Source organism: Mesorhizobium sp. LCM 4576, from assembly GCF_001854815.1.
Lineage (GTDB): Bacteria > Pseudomonadota > Alphaproteobacteria > Rhizobiales > Rhizobiaceae > Mesorhizobium > Mesorhizobium plurifarium.
Genome location: NZ_MDDT01000057.1, coordinates 683044 through 704901, shown reverse-complemented (window position 1 = coordinate 704901; position 21858 = coordinate 683044). Strand labels below are relative to the sequence as shown.

Here is a 21858-nt window from a genome sequence, read left to right as displayed (position 1 = left end):
GGCAATCCATGACAATTCGCGCTGTCGTCTGGGGCGAGAACATCCATGAGCGGACCAATGAGGTGGTGGCCGGCATCTATCCGGAAGGYATGCACGCGACCATCGCCAAGGCCCTGAACGCCGATAAGGCAATCTCCGCTTCGACCGCAACGCTGGAGCAGCCGGAGYACGGCCTGCCGGAAGCCCGCCTTGYGGAAACCGACGTGCTGGTCTGGTGGGGCCACAAGGACCATGGCGCGGTGGCCGACGAGGTGGTCGAKCGTGTCGCAAAGCGCGTCTGGGAAGGCATGGGGCTGATCGTGCTCCATTCCGGGCACTTCTCGAAGATCTTCAAGCGGCTGATGGGCACGCCCTGCACGCTGAAATGGCGCGAGGCCGGYGAGCGCGAGCGGCTGTGGGTGACGAGCCCCAGCCATCCGATCGCCGAAGGCGTCGGCGACTATTTCGARCTGGAGAACGAGGAGATGTATGGCGAGCAATTCGCCGTGCCGGAGCCGCTGGAGACCGTCTTCATATCCTGGTTCCAGGGCGGCGAGGTGTTCCRCTCCGGGCTGACCTACCGGCGCGGCGCCGGCAATGTCTTCTACTTCCGCCCCGGACACGAGACTTATCCGACCTATCACGACGCTACCGTACAGAAGGTGCTGCGCAACGCAGTGAAGTGGGCGGTGAACCCACAAGGGTCGAATCACGCCGTCCTCAATGCGCCGAACGTGCCGGTCGAGAAGGCGCTGGAGCCGATCGAGGAGCGCGGGCCTAAGCTGCATGCGCATGGCGAGGCCGGCTTCCGCTAAAAAAGGCCCTCTCGGCTTCGGCTGGGATTGCGCGGAAACAGTGCCTGGGTCACATTCGCCTCACAGTATTGAATCGAACCAAACCGCTCAAAGGAGCAGAAAATGCGGCTTCTGATACTCGGCACCGGCTGGATGGCGCAGGAACATGCCCGCCGCTTCGGCGCCATCGAGGGCGTCGACATCGTCGGCGCGGTCGACGTCGATGCGGTTCGCGTCGGCGAGTACGCCGACGCCTACAAAATCCCGAAGCGCTTCACCTCGCTGGAGGCGGCGCTCGACTGGGGCGATTTCGACGCGGTCGCCAATGTCACGCCCGACCGCATCCACCACCCAACCACCATGGCGCTGGTCGCCGCCGGCAAGCCGGTGCTGTGCGAGAAGCCGCTGGCCGAGAATTTCGGCAAGGCGAACGAAATGGCCGATGYGGCGGAAGCCGCCGGCATCGTCAACATGGTCAACCTCACCTATCGCAACGTCGCCGCGCTGCAGAAGGCACGCCAGATGGTGCAGGCCGGCGAGATCGGCAYGGTGCGCCATGTCGAGGCGTCCTATCTGCAGAGCTGGCTGGTATCGAAATTCTGGGGCGACTGGCGCACCGATCCGAAATGGCTGTGGCGGCTGTCGCGCGGCCACGGCTCCAACGGCGTGCTCGGCGACGTCGGCATCCACATCCTCGATTTCGCCAGCTATGGCGCGGCGCTCGACATCGACCATGTGTTCTGCCGGCTGCGCGCCTTCGACAAGGCGCCGGGCAACCGCATCGGCGAATACCAGCTCGACGCCAATGACAGCTTCGCCATGACGCTCGATTTTTCCAACGGCGCCTTCGGCGTGGTGCATGCCAGCCGCTGGGCCACCGGCCATATCAACGAACTCAGGCTGCGGATTTATGGCGACAAGGGTGGCATCGAGGTGGTGCACAATCTCGACGACTCGCTCCTCAAGACTTGCGCTGGCGCAAATGTCGAGAATGCCAAATGGGAAGAGCTCGATGCCGGCACCGTGCCGACCAACTACCAGCGCTTCGTCGAGGCGGTGAAGAGCGGCGTGCAGACCGAGCCGACCTTCCGCCACGCGGCCGGCTTGCAGAAGGTGCTGGACCTTGCCGTGGTGTCGGACGAGAAACGCGCCGAGCTGAGGGCCAACGCGGATACGCAGTAGCGCTTCCTCGCCCCCRCTGAAAGCGGGGGAGAGGTGTCCGCGAAGCGGACGGAGAGGGGGTCTTCGTAGCGCGCTCCCCTCTCCGTCTCGGCTTCGCCGAGCCACCTCTCCCCACTTCGTACCCACTTCGTGGGGCGAGGAACCCGGGTCATGCTCCGCGATAAATCCCCACCGCCGCAGCCACCAGCGCTGCATTCCCATCGGCCACGCTGCCGTCCGGCAACGCCTTMCCATCCTCCAGCCCGACCCGCGTCGACAACTTCCTTGCCGCCGCCCTTTCCACGAAGGGCCAGACCGTCGCGTTCTCGCCATGCAGCAGGATCGAGCGGCGAATGCCGGCGCGCTGCAAGACCGTCTCGATGCCGTCGGCCACTGCAAAGGCTTCGCCCAGCGCCTGTTCGGAAATCTCGATCAGCACGCGCAGCACCCGGCCGCCATGGTCGAGCCCGACCAAGCGCTCGGCGTCGGCGACGGACGCAAGGCCGGCCTCGATGCCGATGCCACGCTGGCGCAGGCTTTCCATGACCACAGGTGCCGCCGTCTCGCTGAGATTGACCGAGGCATAGTCGGGCAGCTCGCGCCAGCCGGAGATGGCGACCAGCGTGCGCAGATCATCCCTCTCGATCCAGGCGCCGGTGGAGACGCCGATCAGCGTGCCCGGGCAGGCGCGGCGGAGCGCTGCGACCGTCCTGTCCATCGCTTCCGGCGCCAGGCTTTCCCGGCCATCGGCGCCGCGCACATGGACATGCAGCTCGGCCGCGCCCGCAGCGATCGAGGCGGCTGCGTCGCGCGCCATGGCATCAGGATCGAGCGGCAAAGCGGGGTGGAAATCGGCGGGGCGAGCGCCGTTGATGCAGGCCTGGACGATCATCTTTGCGGCAATCCTGTTTCGGCTAGCCGGAGCCTAGCGCAGGGCAAGGATGATCGGAACGGATATGGCGAAGTCTCCTGACAGGCCGGACCTGCAAATAGAAAATCCCCCAGGGCCGACGGCCAGGGGGATAGGTGTTCCCCTTCGGTGGTCTCGGACTTGAAAGCCCGTTACGCCGGCACGCGCTTCAGCGCCTGCGCCATGCAGTGGATGCCGCCGCCGGTCTTGGAGATCTCGCTCATGTCGACGGCCGCGACCTCGAAGCCTTGYGCCTTCAGCTTCTCGATCAGCGTCTTGCTGGAGGTCGGCGCGATCACCCTGTCCTTGCCGAGCGACATGAAGTTGCAGCCGAGCGCCATCGTGTCCTGGAAGGGCACGTCGATGATCTCGTGRCCCTTGCCCTTCAGCCAGTCGACGATGCCGGGCTCGGTGCAGGCGAGGCAGACGGCGGTGAGCTTTTCGGCGATCGGCACGACCATCAGGTCGATATGGACGTAATATTCGTCGATGAAGGCAAGCCGCGTCTCCCAGCCTTCCTTCTCGAACCAGTCCTGCACCTGGCGGGCGCCTTCTTCCTGCGTGCGCGCGCCGCCGCAGCCGATCAGCACCACGCCCTCCTCGATGACGTTGAAGTCGCCGCCCTCGAAGGTGCCGGCCGTCACCATGTCGTAGATCGGGATGCCGAGCTTCTCATAGGTGCGGATGGCGGCGTAGTTCTCGCCGCGCCGCCACCAATTGGCCATGGCGGTGATGAAGGCGCCGTAGGGGGTCATGACGCTGGAGTCGCGCGAATAGACCTGCATCGGCAGTTCCGGCGTCGGCTCGTGCCAGTGGATGTTGACGCCGAAATGCTCGTAGGYCGCGACGAGGTCCTTGTGCTGCGCCTGGGCGATCTGGACGTTGCAGGGCGCCTCGCGCAGATGTTTTCTGGACAGCGAGCTGGTCGACAAATGCCTGAGGAAATTGGGGGAGCCGAGCAGCACGTCGGTCAACACGTCGGTTTCGTTGGCGAAGCCCCAGGCGGTGAGCGGCTTGGTGCCGCCATTGGGGTTGCGGCGCTGCAGTGAGAAYGRCTCGGCGACGATGCGGTMATGGACGGTCATGGTGTTCTCCTCGATCGGTTTTGTTGTCATGCGGTGGAAGCGGCCGGAATCCACCAGTCGCGCCCGCGCGGCGTGGTGACATATTCCGGCCAGCGGAAATTGATCGGCGGTTCGTAGTCGCAAAGCGGCGCGATCCAGTTCGAGCCGCCGACGCCGCCGCCGGTTCGCTCTACGAACTCATCCATGGYGGCGTCGCGCGCAGCCTTGTCTTCCAGCAGGCGCAGCGCGGTCAACGCGACGGTTTTGGCTGCGCAGGTGACCATCGGATCGATGGTGGCGGAGATGCCGCCCAGCGCGTTCATCGCCCAGGACGGATAAGTATGRCCCTTGACCGCGCGCAGCGCCGGACGGGCTATGTAGAAGCGCGACGTCGGCGCGTGCCAGCTCATGTCGGTGTAGTCGTCCGAGGTCGAATTCACCTGCGAGGGCGGCAGGTCGCGGCGCAGGATCGCTTCGGCCTCTTGAGGCGAAATCAGCCGCTCCAGCTCGTCGACGAAGGGGTTCTCGGTCGCCTCGCCGCCGGCATTGACCTGGACCTCGCGGGCAATCGCCCTCGCCTCCTCGCTCCATTGCGGCGCGCCGACGGCGGAAAGCGCCTGATAGGTGATGTCGGCCATGGCGTGGTTGGCGAGACCGGGCCGCGACTTCGACACCCAGTGGCGCTCGTAGCGGCAGCCGCTCATACGGGCGGCGGCTTCGGCGTTGCGGTCGAGCACGRCAGWGACTTGCTCGGCCATGYCAATGGTCGGCACGCGGATCATGTACTGGATTTCAGCCAGGCCGGCCGGGAGATTGTCGGCGGTCGCCTGRCCTGCCGTCAGGATCGCCTCGCTGATCGACCAGCCGCCTTGATGGGTGAGCATGGAATCGCGCAGCGCCTTGGAGGCCATATACATCATCATCAGCGCGTCGTTGGCGCYGGGCGCCCTGACCGCCGAATGCGCCTGCGGGATGGGTGCTGCGTCGCTTGCCGCGCGGGTCCAGTTCTCGGGCTCGTCGCAGACGAAGCGGTAGATCATCGAATAGCCGGCGCCGCAATGCGTATCCCAGCGCGCCGTATTGCAGAGCGGCAGCATATAGAAGGGATGGAAGGAGATCATGYCGGCGAGGCCGTCATAATAGCCCTTTGCCGCGTGGATCGGCTTCGAGCCCCTCACCTTCTCCRCCGGCTCGCCGGTGAAGCGCAGCGTACCCTTGATGCCGTGCTCCAGCATTGCCGCCTTGGTGGCCAGAAGACCACCGAGGCTGCCGATGCCGAGACCCGAATGCGGATCGGTGTGRCCGCCTGCCTCAAAGCCCAGACYGGACCGCGGCCGCTTCACCGTCGCGGCGTCCTGGCAATTGCCGGGCACGGCGTCGTACTCGCCATACATGCCGATCGTCGGCCCGTCGCCATTCGTCCAATGGGCGCAGAAGGCGGTCGGCATGCCGCCCGAGCCTTCCTCGACCGAAAAGCCTTCGCGCTTCAGCCGCTCCACATACCAGGCGGCCGATTGGTACTCGCGCCAGGCGGTCTCGCCGAAATCGAAGATGGTGCGCGTCCAGGCCGACAGCAGCGGCTGGATGCTGTCGATCGTGGCAAGCGCGGTTTCTTGCGCGGAACTCGTCGCCGGTTTGTCCATGGTCCAAGAAAAGCAGTGAAGCGGCTCATCAAAAAGTGATATGTTTTCCCGGTTCGTGCAAATTCGGTTCACCTGAGGCCTCTTGCGAATACCGTCCACGCAGGCGCTGCGCGCCCTCGACAGTTTTGCCCGTCACGGCAGCGTGTGGCGCGCCGCCGACGAGCTCCATCTCACCCGCAGCGCCGTTTCGCATCAGCTACGGCTGCTCGAACGCGACCTCGGTTTCGATCTGTTGCAGCGCATCGGCAAGGGCGTGGCGCTGACGCCGCGCGGCCAGCGCTACGCGGCGGATGTCCGCAAGGCGCTGACCGTGCTCGGCGATGCCAGAACCCAGAACAGCGGCGCCGGCGTCGGCGGTTCTTTCGCCATCTCTTGCCCGCCGGGCTTTGCCTCAATGTTCCTCTGCACCCATATCGGCGAATTCCAGCAGATGTATCCGGACGTAACGCTCTCCGTGCTCACGCCGCGGCGGCTCGACGATGTCAGCAATCCGGATGCCGACGCCTTCATCGCCTTCGGCGTCGGCAATTGGCCGAACCGGGCCGTGGAGCTGCTCTGCGAAGTCTCTTTCACGCCGCTCTGCAGCCCGAGACTGCTCAACAAGGTCGGCGGCTTTTCCAAGCCCGCCGACGTGCTGCGCGCCAGCCTGCTGCATCTTTCCGACACAGAGGACTGGGCGCGCTGGCTGGCGCTGTCCAAGGTGGAAAATCCTGACACCGAAGGCGGCATCTTCTTTTCCGACATGAACCTCGTCTTCTCGGCGGCTATCGCCGGCCAAGGGATTGCGCTCGGCGACGAGCTGACCGGCCGCCAGGCGCTGAGCGAAGGCCGGCTGGTCAAGCCTTTCGAGGCGACCGTCCCATCGCCGCGCTCCTATTTTCTCGTCTTCGAACACGCCAAGGCGGGGCACCCGGTGCTCAACGCCTTCGGCGACTGGCTGAGGGCGAAGCTGTCGGAGAGCAGGGTTTAGGCGGATTGAGTGGGGCGACGGAGAGCTGATCTCCCCCCTTGCGGGGGAGATGTCCGGCAGGACAGAGGGGGGTGTGACGGAACGCCGACATTTCCGGATACCCCGGGTGGCGATTGCCATCTTCCGAAAATTCAGCGCTTTCCAGTTTCTACGCTGGCGGGACAGCACCCCCCTCTGCCCTGCCGGGCATCTCCCCCGCAAGGGGGGAGATTTGCAGTTCCAGCGACGCCCCTCTCCCTCCACCCGTGAATCAAATTTGCCGATCAGGCGAAAACTATTCGGTTGCGGTGAGCCGCAGCCATGCCTACGATTTCATTGGGAACTGAGGAAAGAGCCAGGATGCAGCAACCCGGCCGGGCCGCAGAAATCAAGGCGAACGGGATCGGCAAGAGCTTCGGCTCGTTCCGGGCGCTCGACAATCTGTCGCTCGATATCGGCCGCGGCGAGTTCCTGACGCTGCTTGGGCCCTCAGGCTCCGGCAAGACCACCTTCCTGATGATCCTGGCCGGCTTTGTGCAGCCGAGCGAAGGCAAGCTTTTCAGYGACGGCGTCGACATCACCAATCGGCCGGCCGAGCAGCGCGCCGCGGGCATGGTGTTCCAGGGCTATGCGCTGTTCCCTCATATGAGCGTGGAGCAGAACATCGCCTTCCCGCTCAAGGTGCGTAAGAAGTCCACGTCCGAAATCAAGCAACGCGTCGGCGAGATGATCGAGCGCGTCGGCCTCAAAGGGCATGAGAAAAAGCTGCCGGCGCAGCTTTCCGGCGGTCAGCAGCAGCGCGTGGCGCTGGCCCGCGCTCTGGTGTTCGAGCCGGGCGTGCTGCTCCTCGACGAGCCGTTCTCGGCGCTGGACAAGAGCCTGCGCGGCCAGATGCAGGCCGAGATGAAGCGGCTGCACCAGGAGACCGGCACCACCTTCGTCTTCGTCACCCATGACCAGAGCGAGGCGCTGGCGCTGTCGTCGCGCGTCGCCATCTTCAATCACGGCAAGCTGTTGCAGGTCGGCAAGYCGGACGAGGTCTACGACCGCCCCGCCAACCGTTTCGTCGCCGAGTTCCTGGGCGAGATCAACATGCTTCCGGTGAAGGGCGTGYGCCCCGCCGACAATGGCGCCACCGGGCTGTGCGAAGACCGCGCGGTCAACATGCGCTGCAAGGCGGAAACGATCAAAGGCGACGCGATCCTCGCCATCCGTCCCGAGGAYATGTCGATCGCGCCGGAAGCGTCGGTCAATCAGAACGGCATCGCCGCGACGGCTGTCGCCTCAACTTACCTGGGTGCTGCAACCAAGCTCGACCTTACCACCCGCCAGGGCGCCAAGGTCACCGTCTCGGTGCCGAACGAGGTGGCTGCGGYGGCACTCAGCAAAGGCAATTCGGTCTGGCTGACCTGGCCAGCGGAAAAGGGCTTCCTCCTTCCGGACGGAGGACAGTAAGCACTGCCGCTGCGGCCTGAAAGCGCCGCATCGGCTTTCGGTTCAATCAACGACAACAAGGGGAACTGACATGAACGACACGAAGAAACAAATGATCGAATCGCTGGCCGAGCGGACCAAGCGCGGCGAGATCTCACGCCGGCAGTTCGCGCAGCTCGCCGGCCTCGTGCTTGCCGGCACGCCGATGCTGCTGCGTTCGACCGGCGCCCATGCCGAAACCAAAGGGCTGGTGCTGGTCAACTGGGGCGGCGACGCCATCACCGCCTATGACGCAGCCTACGGCCAGGCCTTCACCAAGGACACCGGCATCCCGGTCAAGATGGACGGCTCGGGCCCGACCGAAGGCGCGATCGCCGCGCAGTTCAAGAGCGGCGCGCCGACCTGGGACCTGGTCGACGTCGATCCGTTCTCGGCCATCACGCTCGGCGGCCAGGGCAWGCTCGAGCCGATCGACTACAARATCGTCGACAAGAGCAAGATGCGGCCGGGCTTCGGCTGGGAATATGCCGCGTCCACCTATTTCTTCTCCTATGTCATCGCCTACGACTCGCAGAAATTCGGCTCCAACGCGCCGACCGGCATGGCCRACTTCTTCGACGTGAAGAAATTCCCGGGCAAGCGCTCGCTCTACAAATGGGGCGTGTCGAGTTGGGAAGCCGCCCTTCTTGCCGACGGCGTCGCGCCGGCGTCGCTCTATCCGCTCGACCTCAAGCGCGCGCATGACAAGATCGCCGCCTTCAAGGAAAACGTCGTCTCCTATTGGGGCGGCGGCGCCGAGAGCCAGAGCGTTCTGCTCAACGGCGAGGCCTCGATGGCGATCGTGTGGTCGACCCGCGCCTCGCTGATCGAGCAGGRCTCGGGCGGCCAGATCAAGTTCATCTGGGATCAGGGCCTGATCTCGCCCGGCGCGCTGGCCGTCTTGAAGAACAATCCCGGCGGCAAGGAAGCGGCGATGAAATTCATCGCCAGCACCCAGGACCCGCAGAAGGAACTGGTGATGTTCGACAAGCTCGGACAGGGTCCGGCCAATCCAGCGGCGGACGCRCTGATCCCGGCCGACAAGAAGCGCATCAACCCTGTCGATCCGGCGAACATGTCGAAGCAGATCCCRCTCGACATGGAGTGGTACGCGAAGRATTACGGCGCAGCGCTCGACGAATACACCAAGATCATCTCGGCCTGAGAGCGGGATGCATTTTGATGGATTGGGGCATCCCGCTCTGTCTTTTTGTTGGTCGCATTTGTGCGACGCCAAGTGATTTCACTTGGCTGCAAAATGCTCTGCCGAGATTTTCAGACCGATGAGAGGCACCCTCTCCGACAGGACGGGCGCGGCGCTGCTGATGGCGCCGCTGCTCCTGTTCCTGATCCTTGCCTATGCATGGCCGTTCCTCGGCGTGGTGAAATGGAGCTTTACCCTGCCGACGCCCGGGCTCGGCCAGTACCACGCCTTGCTCACCGACGATCTGGTGCAGTCGGTGTTCATCCGCACGCTGCGCATCGCGGCGATCGTCACCGTGGTTTCCGTCACCGCCGCCTATGCCATCACCGTCGTGTGGGTGCGCGGCTCACCGGTGCAGCGCGTGCTTGCCGAATTCTGCATCCTGGTGCCGTTCTGGATCTCGGTGCTGACGCGCGCCTTCGGCTGGGTGGCGCTGCTTTCCAATCGCGGCCTGATCAACACCTGGCTGCAATCGATCGGCTTCATCTCGGAGCCGCTGACCCTGGTGCGCAACGAATTCGGCGTCATCGTCGGCATGTCGCATTTTTTGATCCCCTTCGCGGTGTTCCCGCTGGCGTCCGCCATGCGCAGCCTGGACGAGCGCGTGTTGCTCGCGGCGCGCGGGCTTGGCTCCAGCCGCATGCGCACCTTCTGGACGGTGTTCGTGCCGATGACGCGCTCCGGCATCATCGGTTCGGCGCTGATCACCTTCGTGTTCTCGCTGGGCTTCTTCGTCACGCCGGYAATCCTCGGCGGCGGCCGCTCCGTCATGATCGCGGAGCTGATCTACCTGCGCATCTTCCAGAGCCCCGACTGGGGGCTAGGCGCGGCGATCAGCGTCGTGCTGGTGGTGTTCGTCGGCGCGCTGATGGCGCTGCTGTTCCGCTACGTCAAACCGAAGCAATTGGTGTAGCGCGATGCCGACCTATCGCCCCGGCCCCGTCTCGCTCATCCTCGCCGTGCTGGTGGCGCTGTTCCTTTTGATGCCGCTGCTTGCCGTCATCCCGGTGTCGCTGACGCCGAGCCGCATGCTGACCATGCCGACGGGCGAACTGTCGCTGCGCCACTACCGCTCGCTGATCGAGGATCCGCGCTGGCTGGACTCGATCCTGCTTTCGCTCAGGATCGGCGTCGTCAGCAGTATCCTCTCCACGGCGCTTGCCCTCACCTTCAGCCTCGGCGTCTGGATGTTCCAGCCGCGCTTCACCGCCGCCCTGGTCGGCTTCGTGCTGTTGCCGATGGTGGTGCCGCCGGTGRTCTCTGCGGTGACGCTCTATTTCCTGCTCACCTCGGTCTCCGGCCTGACCTCGTTCTTCGGCTACGACACCTGGCTCGGCGTCGCCATGGCGCATTCGGTGATGACGGTGCCTTTTGCCACGGTGCTGATCCTGGTCTCGCTGAGCCAGCTGGATCGCCGCATCGATCTTGCCGCGCGCGGCCTCGGCGCCAGCGTGTGGGAGCGTGCGACGCGCGTCGTCATAMCCAACATCAAGTTCGGCATCGTCACCGCGGCGCTGCTTTCTTTCGTGCTCTCCTGGGAAGAGATCGGCGTGACGCTGTTCATCACCTCGGTCAACGCGATCACGTTGCCGCGCCTGATGTGGATGGGCCTGCGCGACAACATCGACCCGGCGATCGCGGCGCTCTCGGTGATCCTGATCATCATCACCGTTCTGGTGCTCGCCGTGCGCAGCGTCGTCACAAGGCAGCGCGCCGTGAAGGCCTGATCAGACAAACCTGACAGAGACGCGACCGAACCTGCCCAGGTCGCCGGTGACTTCATCGCCCGGCTCGACTTCTATCGGCTTGACGCAGGTGCCGGTTATCACCACCTGCCCCGGCTCCAGCGCGATGCCCAGGCCCGACAATTCGTTGACGATCCATTGAAGGGCGATCCGGGGATCGCCCAGCACAGCCGCTCCCGATCCGTCGTGACGCGACTTCCCGGTGACGAACCCGACCACCGGGTGCCTCGCCAGATCCACATCGCGCCAACCGTCTTCCACGGCCTCGCCGATGACGAACAGGTTGGCGCAGGCATTGTCCGCGATGAGTTGCGCCGCGCCGACCGCGCAGAAATCATCATATCGAGAGTCCGGTATCTCGATCGCCGGGTGCAGGGTCGCCACGGCATCCATCACCTCGGCAATCTCATAGGGTTTGGCGCGTGGCTTCAGGGCGCGGCCGAAGCGAAAGGCGAATTCGATTTCGGCCACGCRCATCCTGCTTGTCGCCAGCGAAACGGCCCCGCCGACCTCGACCGCCTTCTCCGCCARCAGTCGCCCCGCCATCGGACCATCGACGTTGATGTGCCTCTGCCCCGCCAGGCTGGTGGCGRCAATTTTCCARCCGAAAAGCRGAGCCGTCGAGCGATCCATCACATACGATTGGACGGCATAGCCTTCCGAACGCGTTTGCGGCCGCACCGTCTCGGGTATCGCATCGAGACGGGTGCCATTGTCCCAGTGGGTCACCAACAGGCGCGAAGCGGCCCTGGCTTTTTGCGTACCGAACATCGTCAGCACCGAAGATCAAGAATGCCACGTTGCCMGCCGCTTCTCGGATCGGGAGCCCGGCATGGAGCATTGCGCAATGTGAACCAAGCGAGACGATAGGTGACGGGGAATCGAGAGTCCAGATTACCGGACAGCAGCTCCCGACGACACCAAAGGCGGTGATCGCGCCAGAGCGTTTCACGGAAACGGCGAACCGCTCTATCCCGTTGTTTTTACGCAATTCCGGACGGAAAACCGCTCACACTTTTCCTGGGATTGCTCCTAAAGCGCGTCGCGCTGGAACGGATTCAGGCGACGCGCCTCAGGCCTGTGCTTGATGCATGTCGTTGTCCAGAATCGCCGCGCACTTCTGGGCGACATGCATTGGTGAGCGCGGCAAGGCACGGGGCCCCAAAACGAAAGAGGCCCGCCGTGATCGGCGAGCCTCTTACGGGGCCGAAGTGGAAGCTCGGCGCCGTCATGATCCGGGGGTGTGGATCGACTCGAAATTTAGCCAACAGCGCCCGGCCAGGCGACTTACAAATCTGTAATCTTCGGCTGTGCCGGGACCGGCCAGAACAAGAAAACCCTTTATTATCAGAAATTTGCAGCGAGAACCGAGCTTCGAAGCACCGCCTCTCAAAGAAACGTGATGAACCGCGCGGCGAGCGGCATGGCCAGAGCAGTTTAAGGAACGTGGGCGGCGTCGCGATGCGGCCCGCTTGTGCGCAGTCTGCGCCATCGAAGCGCCGCACCGGACGAAGGCCCCCCGGCCTCGTCCGTGCGTAGCAGTCCGTTCAGGCAGCCTGCGGCCGCCGCATCCTCTCGACGAAGGCCTGCCTTGCCGGTCCGGCAAGCGGCTTGTTCATCGCCAGCAGGCCGTCAAGCAACGCCAAAAGTTCGCGCGCTGCCGAAGACTTGCAGGAATAATAGACCATCTGACGATCACGGCGGGTTTCGACAAGGCCAAACCTGCGCAGTTTGGCCAGGTGTTGCGACAGCGCTGACTGGCTGAGTTCGACCTTGTCGGCGAGCACGCCGACAGAGAGTTCGCCCTCGGCGAGGTAATTCATGATGAGCAAACGCTTCTCGTTGCCCATCACCGCAAGAAAGGCTGCCGCGCTTTCTGCGTTGGCGGTAAGTTTCTTGGTAACCATCGATTTCCCCATGGTTCAGGCTCCTCCGAAGGCCATGGGGGCAATGGCTTCAGGGTTCCAGAGCGTTGATGAGCCTGCCCCGGTTTGGACGCGGGACCTGCCCTGCTTCTTTTCGACCAGAACCCTTTCGTAACCCGGTTGCCACCACGTCGGGGTTGCTGGTCTCGGACAGAACGCGCGGCGCTTTTTCTGGGCTCAAGTCAATGGAGACTCGGAAAAATTCCGCGCTGCTAATGCGTATCAGCGCAGCGCTCGTTCGGCAAGAATATAACGAGGCCGGCAAAACAGCGGCGAGCCGTAAGCAAGGAAGACAGCAACCGGCGTGCCCGGCTGAAAAGACTTCGGCCACGACCTTGCCGCGACTCACTCCCAATCTCGAAGCGTGCTATTATTAGCCAGGCAAGAGGGGCCGGGCTCGAGGAGGAAGCCATGTCCGTCGTACGCAACACGTTCAATCCCGATGAAACGGCCATGCTTGGCCGTGTCTACGAAAACGGCAATTTCGAAGGCGAGACTGCCGAGCAGAAGGAAGCGCGCGCCTCGCGCATCATCGCCAATTACATGGCGGGCATCRCCGACGAAGCGGAACTGATCGAGCTTTCACGGAAGCCGCTTGGAAGATGAGCAAGCTGAGCCGCATTCGTGAAACGGCTTCACGTTAAGTTGACGTTTCGCGACGCAACTCCGCGATAAAATGTATCGTGATCCGATATAGTTCGGGAGGTTTAGCGATGATCCAGGGATGGTTTTCCAGGCCGGTCGAAGTGGCCGTCGGGCTTTCCGGCTCGATCCGCCACATATCCAACGCCGAACAGGCCGTCGAACTGTTGACCGGCCAATGGCGCGATGCCGGCAGCGCGCTGCATGGCGCGGCCCTGCGCGCCTGCCGGCGGGCGATCCGCGGCGACGTTGCGGCGGACAACGCGAGGRAGGCCTTCATCGTAGCCGCGCGCGAAGCGCATGTGCTGGTGGAATAGGCTGTGGCGGGCCCGGCGCTCTACAAGCCGGCCTATCGATAGTAAAGCCATAGAAGAGCCAGCACCGCCAACGCCGCCGGAGACAGCAGGATTCCGGCGCGAAAGATGCACATGGCCAGCTGAAGCGGAGTGAACATGCCTGGCGGTGTCGGACCTACCGATCGCGCCATTTGACGGGAAACCGACGCTCCGTTCGAAACGCGCGCGGACGATCCGTTTCAGCCTGCGAGCGGTTCAGTCGCGCTTCCTCGTAGAGCCCGAAAGCGGTCGCCATCAAGGTGGCAACGGTCATGGTGGATGCGAGCACGGCGATAAGCATGAGAGGTCTTCCCGCGTTTCATCAGCCTGCCGGATTGATTAGCGCCGCCCGCGAGGGTGCGGCAGTGACTTTGGTCACGCTATTTTCGACCATCCGCAATCGCGGATCGGCCGGCCCAAGAGCCCATCCGGACGCACTGCCCGTCGTAAAGCGGATCGCTCTATCTCTTTGTTTTTATGCAACCCCCGACGGAAGCTACGGCGAAGGGCGCCGAGGCTAGTCGCTCACACGCTTCCCGGGGTGTCCCAGCCTTGAAATTCTTCGGAACCTAACGCCCGGTGGTTGGTTAACGCGCGGGTCCGCAATCGCGGATCCGCATCGGGCGCCATCCGGCGCCGATTGCTTGCTCAAAAGACGATCATAAGAACGGAGGAAGTGATGAACGATGTCTGGTTTTCCGAGCCGGTCGTGATCGATTTCCAGCCAAACGGCCACCGCAAGGTTTCGAGCTGCTTCGAAGCGATGGAATGCCTCGACCAGCGCTGGCCCAGACAGGCGCGCGACGGCGCCTGGCGCTCGGCGAGCCGTGTCTGCCGCGACGCGCTCGACGGCCTGCGCAGTCCGGTGGAGGCCCGCAAGACGCTGCGCAAAGCGGCCAAGGTCGCCGGCCTGCTGGCGTAGCCCCGATTTTCCCCTGGCGCCCTATGAGGTGCGTCACCAAGCCCGTCGCGGTTTCCCATTGCCGCGGCGGGCTTGCGTTTTCAATGGAGGCGCGCTGACGGCCGACGCATACTTGGAACGCGTTCAAGCACGCGTCCCGTGGATACATGAAAACGCCGGCCGCTGGCTTCGGGGTTGCCTGACGGGTTCAGGCGCTTTCATTTCGGCGAGTCGGCCGGCAGGCCGCAACGCGAGCACCGAGACGTGGTAAACGGCTGGTTATTATCCACAGGCCGCGGCGGCGGATGCTTCAGCCAAAGCCGCCAAGCACCTCGGGAAACTGTGCCGCCATCGCACCTTCTTCCGCTTGCCGGGCGTAGATTTCGTACACCTTCCTGCCGTCGTAGCGGGCGCGACGGCGAAGGCGCTCACGGTTGGTCAGAAGACTACCGACCTTGTCAAAACGCCGGATGAAACGCTTAATCTGGCCGCGCTCGAAAGGAACGCGGCGCTTGAAGACAGCCTCCCAAGGCGTGCCGCTCRCCAAGTCGCGATAGATGCCGAGAGCGGCGCGTTCGACGCCGAGCGGCACCTTGTCCCAAGGCTTGCCCCAACTGAAGTGTCGGGCAAAGGCGCTGTCGAACGGTATCTRCCAACTGTAGTTGGTCATGGCGTTCCATGAAGGATGCAAGGTCTGCCATTTGCCTTCGAATGCAAGGTTCAACGCGCCTTGATCGAGTCCGTTGACGCGAAGCGAGGCAAAGTGCCGAGCCGTGGCCAATAGGCCATCTCTTCTGATCCAAGGCAGATCGAGCAAAAGAACGCCAGAATTGAAATATGGGGCACCGGGCTGCATGGAAAGGCGCTCCCGATATCCCGGCTCGAAATACGACTGAACATCATGGGCCGCCAGAAGCGGCGCGTTCAGCGGGGTTTCCATCAGGTCGACGATCGACCGGTTGAAGAGCACGTCGCTGTCCAAATAGACAACCCTGCCGTACGGAGCGAACTCGGCTATCTCATCCACGAACAGCCGCATATAAACCGCGAGGCTCAGATGGCCGGGGGAAAAGCGCACATTTTGCATCATCTGCGAGAGATCGATTAYGCTGACGCGATCGGCGAGCAATCGCCGCGCTGCGGCAAGATCGGCCGCGCCGACGTTCATTTGCAGGATAAAGCCGTCTATCGATGGGGAAACGTCCAGTACCCGACGCGCCGCCAGGCAGGCATAAGGAAAGTATTTGGCATCCGCCGCCAGAAAGAAACAGGATTTCGTCATTTTGCTGCCGGCCTAGCTAGTCCGCGTGCTTCACCCCGGCGCCCGCCACAAAATGCTTKGCAATGAAAGTCTCGATCGGACCGGTGAGGGTGACCGCCTCGCTTTTGATCTTATCGTCGTCCCATTGCCACCACTGGATGTCCAGCAGCTTCGAGATGATATCCTGCGGAAAGCGATATCTGATCAGCTTGGCTGGAGATCCACCGACGACGGCATAGCGCRGCACGTCCTTGGTGACAATTGCGCCTGCGCCGATGACCGCACCGTCGCCGATTTCGATGCCTGGAAGCATTATGGCGCGATAGCCAATCCAGACATCATTGCCAATCGTGATCCCGCCGGGCCTGCCTGCGTTCGGAACCGGGTCGCGCTGATCCAGCATGCGGCTGTAGATTGGAAAGGAGGTCGCACTGTCGGTCAGATGCTGCCCGCCGCACATGAAAAGCACCTCACGAGCGACAGAGCAGAAGGCTCCGATCCTCAGCGGAGTATCCTTCGAGCAGTAAAGGATCTTTCGCCATGTCACGCCATAGGTGTGGCRCCCCACGGACGCGTTCTCAGGCAGATAGTGGCGAACGTCCTTCAACCACTTCGAAAAAGTCGACACTTTGAAACTCACCTCGGCGCGCAGCGACATAGYCCTCGAACTGCCCAGGCGCACCCGTGCATTCCAACTGGCCGTGTCTCGCCCCCTGYCGAAAACGAGAAGGCCGTATCATAGCAAAGAGGATCGCGGTCCGTAAGAATGTTGCACCGGGCCAGAAATATTCACAGCCTAGACTTCGGTAGATCGGGGCATGATCTCCACCGCAGCAGACTCGCCGCCCTACTCCGGCGGAACCGTTGCCCACCAAGGCCTTCGGGCCAAAAGTGTTACCCATGTCTCCGGTATAGACTGTAACCTATGTGTCCGGAACGGACCCTGAATAAACTGGCGATCCCGGCAGGATTCGAACCTGCGACCATCGGCTTAGAAGGCCGGTGCTCTATCCAGCTGAGCTACGGGACCGTCGGCCGGCCAAGCCGGCTGGTCATTCATGCCGCGTGGGGCAAGACTCGAAAGTCAGTGCGTCCAGGGCGTCCTGCGGTCATAGCGGAAATTGTCCGAATAGGAAATCTGCCGGCGCTTGGCCTCCTTCGGCTCTTCGACGCGATAGGCGATCTTTTCCTTCTCGGCATAGGCGACCGCCTCTTCCTTCGTGTCGAAAGTGAGCTTCACCTGGCTCAGCATGTCGCCCGAGGTGGTGTAGCCCATCAGCGGGTCGATCTTCTTGCGCTGGGCGGGGTCGAATTCCAGCACCCAATATCCGGTCTTGGCCTTGCCGGATTGCATCGCGGTTTTGGCTGGACTGAAAATGCGCGCGGACATGACCACCTCTTTGCCGCCCGAAGACCGGGCACCGTTGTTCAGCGCCATTCCAGGGTCCCATCGGGAGCCTGAACCTCGCGCCAACCCGTCATTACTGTGCAATCACCGCGGCGGCAAGGCCGCAAGCGCCGAGGCGCGACCGCGACCGCGCGGGGAACCTCGCTCGGCTGCCGACATTATCGAAACGTCAGGCGGGCCGAGCCCTGCCGGCCTTCCCTGTGAGCCACCAAAACGGACGTTTCGCCATGACCGATGCAACAGAACATGCCGTCCTGCAGCTCGCCGTGCTCGTCGGCAGCCTGCGCGCCCAATCCTTCAGCCGCAAGATCGCCAAGGCGCTGGCCGCCCGCGCGCCGGATTCGGTGCGCTGCCGCTTCGTCCAGATCGGCGAGTTGCCGCTCTACAACGAGGATCTGGATGGCGACCGCCCGCCCGCGGAGTGGTCGGCCTTCCGCGCGGCGATACGCGAATGCGACGCGGTGCTGTTCGTCACGCCGGAATACAACCGCTCGGTCCCGGGCTGTCTGAAGAATGCGCTCGATGTCGGCTCGCGGCCACCGGGCAAGAACGTGTTCAAGGGCCTGCCCGCCGGGGTCGTCAGCGTCAGCCCGAGCAAGATCGGCGCCTTCGGCTCCAACCAGGCGCTTCGGCAGACCTTCGTTTTCCTCGACATGCCGGTGATGCAGCAGCCGGAGGCTTATATCGGCAATGTCGCGGACCTGCTCGACGACAAGGGCGCCGTTACCAATGCCGACACCGCCGCCTTCCTCGAGAATTTCATGGCCGGCCTGGAAACCTGGATCAGGAGGGTGCATCCCGGCGGCTCGTCCTTCGATGCCTTCATGAAGCAGCGTGAGAAGATCGCCGATGACTATGTCAACGGCGATGCCACCTCGCTGAAGGCGATCGTCACCCATGCCGGGCCGGCGACATTCTTCTCGCCGCGCGGCGACCATGTCGAAGGCGCCGAGGCGGTTGCGGGCCGCTACGAACGCGACGCCGCGAGCTTCCACAAGGGTGGCAGCACAGACCTCGAGGTGCTGCAAGCGTCGGCAAGCGGCGATCTGGCCTTCTGGACCGGCTTGCAGCATGCCAAAACACGCATGGGCAGGAACGGCGAGGCGACCGAGATGACCTTGCGGGTGACGGAGGTGTTCCGGCTGGAGGATGGCGCCTTCAAGCTGGTGCATCGCCACGCCGACCCGGTTCATTAGCCRGCGCTTGTAATCCGCGACACAATGCCGGAGGTTTTTTGCAACAGCCACCTATTCCTTTTGGCCGGTGGGCGRCATATGTCAGTTACATGATCGTGCCACTTGAAGGCATGATGACGACGATAAAGACACGAATGGGCGCGGAAGCGAAAGTCTTGCCGTCGGGGGTCGGCGAGCCAGCGATACTGGACGGAGCGATTGTCATCGGCGCGGGCGCCGCAGGGCTTGCCGCCGCGCACGCGCTGGCCGGGGCCGGCGTGACGGTGCAAATCCTGGAACGCGAGGGGCGGYTGGCCGAGCCCTGGCATCGCCGTCACGACAATCTGCATCTCAACACGCATCGCGACCTTTCCRCACTGCCCGGCGTTTCCTATCCGGCAGGGACGCCGGCTTTCCCGCATCGCAGCGCCGTCATCCGTCACCTCAACGATTTCGCCAAAACGCACCGRCTGCCGATCGCCTTCGGTGTCGGGGTCGACAAGATCGAATTTCGCGACGACCACTGGCTGCTGCGGACGAATGTGGGCTTGATGGCGGCGCGGTATGTGGTGATCGCCACCGGGCGCGACCGGCAACCCTTCATTCCGGCCTGGAAGGGCATGGAGGATTTTTCGGGATTGATCATCCACTCCGCTGATTTCGGCAAGGCAAGCGACTATGCCGGCAAGAAGGTGCTGGTGGTCGGCGCCGGCAATTCCGGCTTCGATGCGCTCAACCATCTTTCGGGCGTCGAGACGAACCAGATGTGGCTTTCGGCGCGCAACGGACCTTCGCTGCTGCCCAAACGCATCCGCAAGATCGCCGTACACCGCATATCGCCGCTGATGGCCAGCCTGCCGACAAGGCTCGCTGACGCGRCCATGGCGGCAACACAGCGCCTGGTATTCGGCGATCTGACGAAATACGGCCTGCCGCCTGCCCCGGCAGGCGGCGCCAGCCGGCTCGGTTCCGACTATACGGCAATCGCCGCAGATGACGGCGCGGTCGAAGCCATCAAGGCCGGGCGTATCATCGTCGTGCCGCAACTGCGCGAATTCAGGCCCGATGGCGTCGTGCTCGACAATGGCCAGACGATCGCGCCCGACGTCGTCATTGCCGCCACCGGCTATCGCACCGGGCTGGAGACGATGCTGGGTGGGCTTGGCGTGCTCGACGCCAAGAGCGTGCCGCTGTTCAACGGCGCCTTGAACGATCCGAAGCTGCCCGGACTCTGGTTCACCGGCATGCGGCCGAGCATTCGCGGCTGCTTTGCCAACGCAATAATCCAGGGCGCCGCGATCGCCAGGAAGATCGCCGGCCAGAAGCGCTGAGCGGAAGCCCGGTCGTCATTTATCCAAGAAGGTGGCGACGGTCTCCACCGAGGTCGCGAAGGCTTCCAGCATCGACTTCAGACAGGCCTTCGTCACGCCGCCGGTCGGAACGGACCAATAGTCGCCGGTGCCGTTCAACACCGCGGCATCGGTTCGGGTCAGGGCCTGCCGTTTTTGTGTTGCCTTCCAAGCGTCCGCCCCCTATACGCCGCGGGACGTCGGAGTGTAGCGCAGCCTGGTAGCGCACCTGATTTGGGATCAGGGGGTCGCGTGTTCGAATCACGCCACTCCGACCATCGCTTCTTCCCTAAGACATCCAGGCCGGCGGCGCGGCCCAATGAGCCTAGCCGGAGAGGCGCATATCGTGACAGCCGTGGCCGTGGCGCCCCTCCACAGGGACAATTGGGGCRCCACACCGACATCATCGTCGTCGTGGATGTTGCCGGGCAGCGGCTGAAATGGGTGCCGCGCGACTTGTGGTCTCCTCTCATAGGCGACCGCGTCAACGCCGCCTTTGCGATGGCGGCGGCAGCTTGCTGCGGTTGCGGGACTGGGATTCACGGCGCAGAGCGCGATCTGCCTCCGGCGCGGCGCGAGCGAGGCCGCGCTTGCAGCAGTAGGCGTCAGCGTGCCGATCCGCACGCCGCTTGACTTCTGGTATCCGATGGCGCCGACGAGCCGCCTTGAGGACGGGCGCCAACAGGTTTCCTTCCGACCACCGGGCGAAATGCTATCCGGTGAACGGTTGCACCAGTGGATTGGCGCCCGCACGATGGTCAATCGCAAGGGCACCGACTTCCATCGCATGGAGCGCCAGATCGTGTTCCTGCGCGCGCTCATTGCCCAGGGATTCGATTTCCGCCTCGTGCTGAAGGAACCGGACCTAGTGCGGATCACGGGCGAGGATCCRCTGCCCCTGCTTGCCCGCGTCACCGCCGGTTGGCGCATGCAGGTACATGACTGGGTGGACGACGCCGTCATCGACGGCAAGATGGTCCTGATCCCGCGCAAGCCCAAGCCAAGGTGGTGGCGAAAATGGCGAAAGCTGCGGGACCGGCTCAAGAGTGCGCGGACCTGGCCCATTTCAAGCCGCCGAACGGTAAACCCGCCGGGCGAGAACCCCAACACCTCGAGCCCGGCGAGCCTACAACCCGATCTGGAACGCGACCGGGACCGGGATCAGCCGGCACTGTCTGCTTTGCAAGAGTGATGCCGGAAAGACTGTTCCGGAATGGGRCAGCTAGGCCGCAGGCTTCCACGGGTTGATCACGGACACGCCAGCCGCATGAAACGGCGCCGTGTCACGCGAAGCAACCTGAAAGCCTTTCGCGGCGGCGATAGCTGCGATGTACCCATCAGGCACCGGAAACCCCTTTCCGGCGGCTCTCGCCTTTGCAGCAAGGCTGGAATAGCGGCGCGCCGCCTCGACATCGAAGACGAGCATGCGCTGATCGAAGATTGTGCATACCCCGGCAAAGGTTTCAGCAAGCGCATTTTTTCTCCGGCCGGCGGGCATAGCTTCGATGCCGAACAGCACTTCCGCCAGCGTGACGCTGGACAGATAGAGTGTCTCGGCGACCTGGTCGTCCAGCCAGGCCAGGACCGCGGGATTAGGCTGCGGTCTCATCACCTCCGAAACGACGTTGGTGTCCAGGAGAATCATTCGAATTTCGGCGGCTCAGCCGGGTTTTTCTCACGGGCTTGTTCAAGTGCTTCAACGTCCTCGTCCGTCACGCCCGCCCGCCGAGCGATGGCGGACAAAAGCGTGCCCACCCTGACACGCCCCTCCGGTCGAACGGCATCCTCAAGGATGGCGCGGATTTCCGCTTCGGTGCTGCGGCCATTGATGGCCGCGCGCACACGCAAGGCGCGATGCGTCTCCTCCGGAAGATTTCTGATTGTAACAGCACCCATTGATATCAGTCCCATATCACTGATATCATCAATAGCACCAAGCG

The 21858-nt window shown here is 63.6% G+C and carries 25 protein-coding genes, 2 tRNA genes and 1 pseudogene; 15 read left to right on the top strand and 13 right to left on the bottom strand.

What is annotated here, in order from left to right; translation table 11 throughout:
• Positions 1–8 precede the first annotated feature (8 nt).
• Both LCM4576_RS29115 and LCM4576_RS29110 read left to right on the top strand, forming a co-directional pair.
• Positions 9–794, top strand: coding sequence for a ThuA domain-containing protein (locus tag LCM4576_RS29115; protein ID WP_071035824.1), 786 nt, complete (start codon positions 9–11; stop codon positions 792–794).
• Between the two features lie 102 nt (positions 795–896).
• Positions 897–1955: a Gfo/Idh/MocA family protein gene (locus LCM4576_RS29110; protein ID WP_071035823.1), complete on the top strand. Its 1059-nt coding sequence runs from the start codon at positions 897–899 to the stop codon at positions 1953–1955.
• A gap of 148 nt (positions 1956–2103) precedes the next feature.
• Here LCM4576_RS29110 and LCM4576_RS29105 read toward each other — a convergent pair whose 3' ends face one another.
• From LCM4576_RS29105 to LCM4576_RS29095, 3 genes are all read right to left on the bottom strand, one after another.
• Positions 2104–2826 (bottom strand): 3-keto-5-aminohexanoate cleavage protein, encoded by a 723-nt coding sequence (locus tag LCM4576_RS29105; RefSeq protein ID WP_071035822.1) that lies wholly within the window; start codon positions 2824–2826, stop codon positions 2104–2106.
• A gap of 170 nt (positions 2827–2996) precedes the next feature.
• Positions 2997–3929, bottom strand: coding sequence for a dimethylarginine dimethylaminohydrolase family protein (locus LCM4576_RS29100; protein WP_071035932.1), 933 nt, complete (start codon positions 3927–3929; stop codon positions 2997–2999).
• A 26-nt stretch (positions 3930–3955) separates the two neighbouring features.
• Positions 3956–5551, bottom strand: a complete 1596-nt coding sequence (locus tag LCM4576_RS29095) for a peptidase M20 (protein WP_071035821.1) — start codon at positions 5549–5551, stop codon at positions 3956–3958.
• An 82-nt stretch (positions 5552–5633) separates the two neighbouring features.
• On the opposite strand from LCM4576_RS29095, the gene LCM4576_RS29090 reads away from it, so the two are divergent.
• From LCM4576_RS29090 to LCM4576_RS29070, 5 genes are all read left to right on the top strand, one after another.
• A complete protein-coding gene (locus LCM4576_RS29090; RefSeq protein WP_040988345.1) occupies positions 5634–6521 on the top strand; it encodes a LysR substrate-binding domain-containing protein in 888 nt (295 codons plus the stop codon).
• Between the two features lie 339 nt (positions 6522–6860).
• Positions 6861–7955 carry an ABC transporter ATP-binding protein gene (locus LCM4576_RS29085; protein ID WP_071035820.1) on the top strand — a complete coding sequence of 365 codons (1095 nt, stop codon included), beginning with the start codon at positions 6861–6863 and terminating at the stop codon, positions 7953–7955.
• A 70-nt stretch (positions 7956–8025) separates the two neighbouring features.
• Positions 8026–9138: an ABC transporter substrate-binding protein gene (locus LCM4576_RS29080; protein ID WP_071035819.1), complete on the top strand. Its 1113-nt coding sequence runs from the start codon at positions 8026–8028 to the stop codon at positions 9136–9138.
• 118 nt (positions 9139–9256) lie between these two features.
• The gene (locus LCM4576_RS29075; RefSeq protein WP_071035818.1) at positions 9257–10090 is read left to right on the top strand and encodes an ABC transporter permease; all 834 of its coding nucleotides are present in this window, start codon (positions 9257–9259) and stop codon (positions 10088–10090) included.
• A gap of 4 nt (positions 10091–10094) precedes the next feature.
• On the top strand, positions 10095–10904 hold the full coding sequence (locus tag LCM4576_RS29070; protein ID WP_071035817.1) for an ABC transporter permease: 810 nt from the start codon (positions 10095–10097) through the stop codon (positions 10902–10904).
• Here LCM4576_RS29070 and LCM4576_RS29065 read toward each other — a convergent pair whose 3' ends face one another.
• Both LCM4576_RS29065 and LCM4576_RS29060 read right to left on the bottom strand, forming a co-directional pair.
• Complete coding sequence (locus LCM4576_RS29065) at positions 10905–11693, bottom strand: 2-keto-4-pentenoate hydratase (protein WP_071035816.1); 789 nt, start codon at positions 11691–11693, stop codon at positions 10905–10907. It lies immediately after the preceding gene.
• Positions 11694–12469: 776 nt separating this feature from the next.
• On the bottom strand, positions 12470–12829 hold the full coding sequence (locus tag LCM4576_RS29060) for a helix-turn-helix transcriptional regulator (protein ID WP_041009196.1): 360 nt from the start codon (positions 12827–12829) through the stop codon (positions 12470–12472).
• A gap of 429 nt (positions 12830–13258) precedes the next feature.
• Between LCM4576_RS29060 and LCM4576_RS29055 the strand changes: the two genes are divergently transcribed.
• Entirely contained in the window at positions 13259–13453 is a 195-nt protein-coding gene (locus tag LCM4576_RS29055; protein ID WP_071035815.1) for a hypothetical protein, read from the top strand.
• 107 nt (positions 13454–13560) lie between these two features.
• On the top strand, positions 13561–13806 hold the full coding sequence (locus LCM4576_RS29050) for a DUF982 domain-containing protein (RefSeq protein WP_071035814.1): 246 nt from the start codon (positions 13561–13563) through the stop codon (positions 13804–13806).
• A gap of 154 nt (positions 13807–13960) precedes the next feature.
• On the opposite strand, the gene LCM4576_RS36640 is transcribed toward LCM4576_RS29050, so the two are convergent.
• Positions 13961–14125: a hypothetical protein gene (locus LCM4576_RS36640; protein ID WP_157900518.1), complete on the bottom strand. Its 165-nt coding sequence runs from the start codon at positions 14123–14125 to the stop codon at positions 13961–13963.
• A gap of 378 nt (positions 14126–14503) precedes the next feature.
• On the opposite strand from LCM4576_RS36640, the gene LCM4576_RS29045 reads away from it, so the two are divergent.
• Positions 14504–14746, top strand: coding sequence for a DUF982 domain-containing protein (locus tag LCM4576_RS29045; RefSeq protein ID WP_040988328.1), 243 nt, complete (start codon positions 14504–14506; stop codon positions 14744–14746).
• A 289-nt stretch (positions 14747–15035) separates the two neighbouring features.
• On the opposite strand, the gene LCM4576_RS29040 is transcribed toward LCM4576_RS29045, so the two are convergent.
• From LCM4576_RS29040 to LCM4576_RS29025, 4 genes are all read right to left on the bottom strand, one after another.
• Complete coding sequence (locus tag LCM4576_RS29040; protein WP_083361555.1) at positions 15036–16007, bottom strand: glycosyltransferase; 972 nt, start codon at positions 16005–16007, stop codon at positions 15036–15038.
• A 16-nt stretch (positions 16008–16023) separates the two neighbouring features.
• A complete protein-coding gene (locus LCM4576_RS37605; RefSeq protein WP_071035812.1) occupies positions 16024–16644 on the bottom strand; it encodes a CatB-related O-acetyltransferase in 621 nt (206 codons plus the stop codon).
• Positions 16645–16939: 295 nt separating this feature from the next.
• Positions 16940–17016, bottom strand: a tRNA-Arg gene (locus tag LCM4576_RS29030).
• Between the two features lie 54 nt (positions 17017–17070).
• Positions 17071–17376 (bottom strand): ETC complex I subunit, encoded by a 306-nt coding sequence (locus tag LCM4576_RS29025; protein WP_041009755.1) that lies wholly within the window; start codon positions 17374–17376, stop codon positions 17071–17073.
• 245 nt (positions 17377–17621) lie between these two features.
• Here LCM4576_RS29025 and LCM4576_RS37830 point away from each other — a divergent pair.
• The 3 genes and pseudogenes from LCM4576_RS37830 to LCM4576_RS29015 form a co-directional block, all read left to right on the top strand.
• Positions 17622–18182: pseudogene (locus LCM4576_RS37830) on the top strand (NADPH-dependent FMN reductase); the annotation flags it as partial.
• Positions 18156–18590: a YybH family protein gene (locus LCM4576_RS37825; protein WP_407067409.1), complete on the top strand. Its 435-nt coding sequence runs from the start codon at positions 18156–18158 to the stop codon at positions 18588–18590. The pseudogene LCM4576_RS37830 and the gene LCM4576_RS37825, both read left to right, overlap by 27 nt.
• A gap of 134 nt (positions 18591–18724) precedes the next feature.
• Positions 18725–19900, top strand: coding sequence for an NAD(P)/FAD-dependent oxidoreductase (locus LCM4576_RS29015; protein ID WP_071035931.1), 1176 nt, complete (start codon positions 18725–18727; stop codon positions 19898–19900).
• Between the two features lie 15 nt (positions 19901–19915).
• Here the strand turns inward: LCM4576_RS29015 and LCM4576_RS37595 are convergent, their stop codons facing one another.
• On the bottom strand, positions 19916–20038 hold the full coding sequence (locus LCM4576_RS37595) for a hypothetical protein (RefSeq protein WP_274534989.1): 123 nt from the start codon (positions 20036–20038) through the stop codon (positions 19916–19918).
• Positions 20039–20119: 81 nt separating this feature from the next.
• Between LCM4576_RS37595 and LCM4576_RS29010 the strand changes: the two genes are divergently transcribed.
• Positions 20120–20196: transfer RNA gene (locus LCM4576_RS29010), tRNA-Pro, on the top strand.
• Positions 20197–20528: 332 nt separating this feature from the next.
• Positions 20529–21110, top strand: coding sequence for a hypothetical protein (locus LCM4576_RS29005; RefSeq protein WP_131803314.1), 582 nt, complete (start codon positions 20529–20531; stop codon positions 21108–21110).
• 30 nt (positions 21111–21140) lie between these two features.
• Here LCM4576_RS29005 and LCM4576_RS29000 read toward each other — a convergent pair whose 3' ends face one another.
• Both LCM4576_RS29000 and LCM4576_RS28995 read right to left on the bottom strand, forming a co-directional pair.
• Positions 21141–21563 (bottom strand): type II toxin-antitoxin system VapC family toxin, encoded by a 423-nt coding sequence (locus LCM4576_RS29000; protein ID WP_041009188.1) that lies wholly within the window; start codon positions 21561–21563, stop codon positions 21141–21143.
• Positions 21560–21814, bottom strand: a complete 255-nt coding sequence (locus LCM4576_RS28995) for a FitA-like ribbon-helix-helix domain-containing protein (RefSeq protein WP_041009750.1) — start codon at positions 21812–21814, stop codon at positions 21560–21562. Before LCM4576_RS28995 ends, LCM4576_RS29000 begins: the two co-directional genes overlap by 4 nt.
• Positions 21815–21858 lie beyond the last annotated feature (44 nt).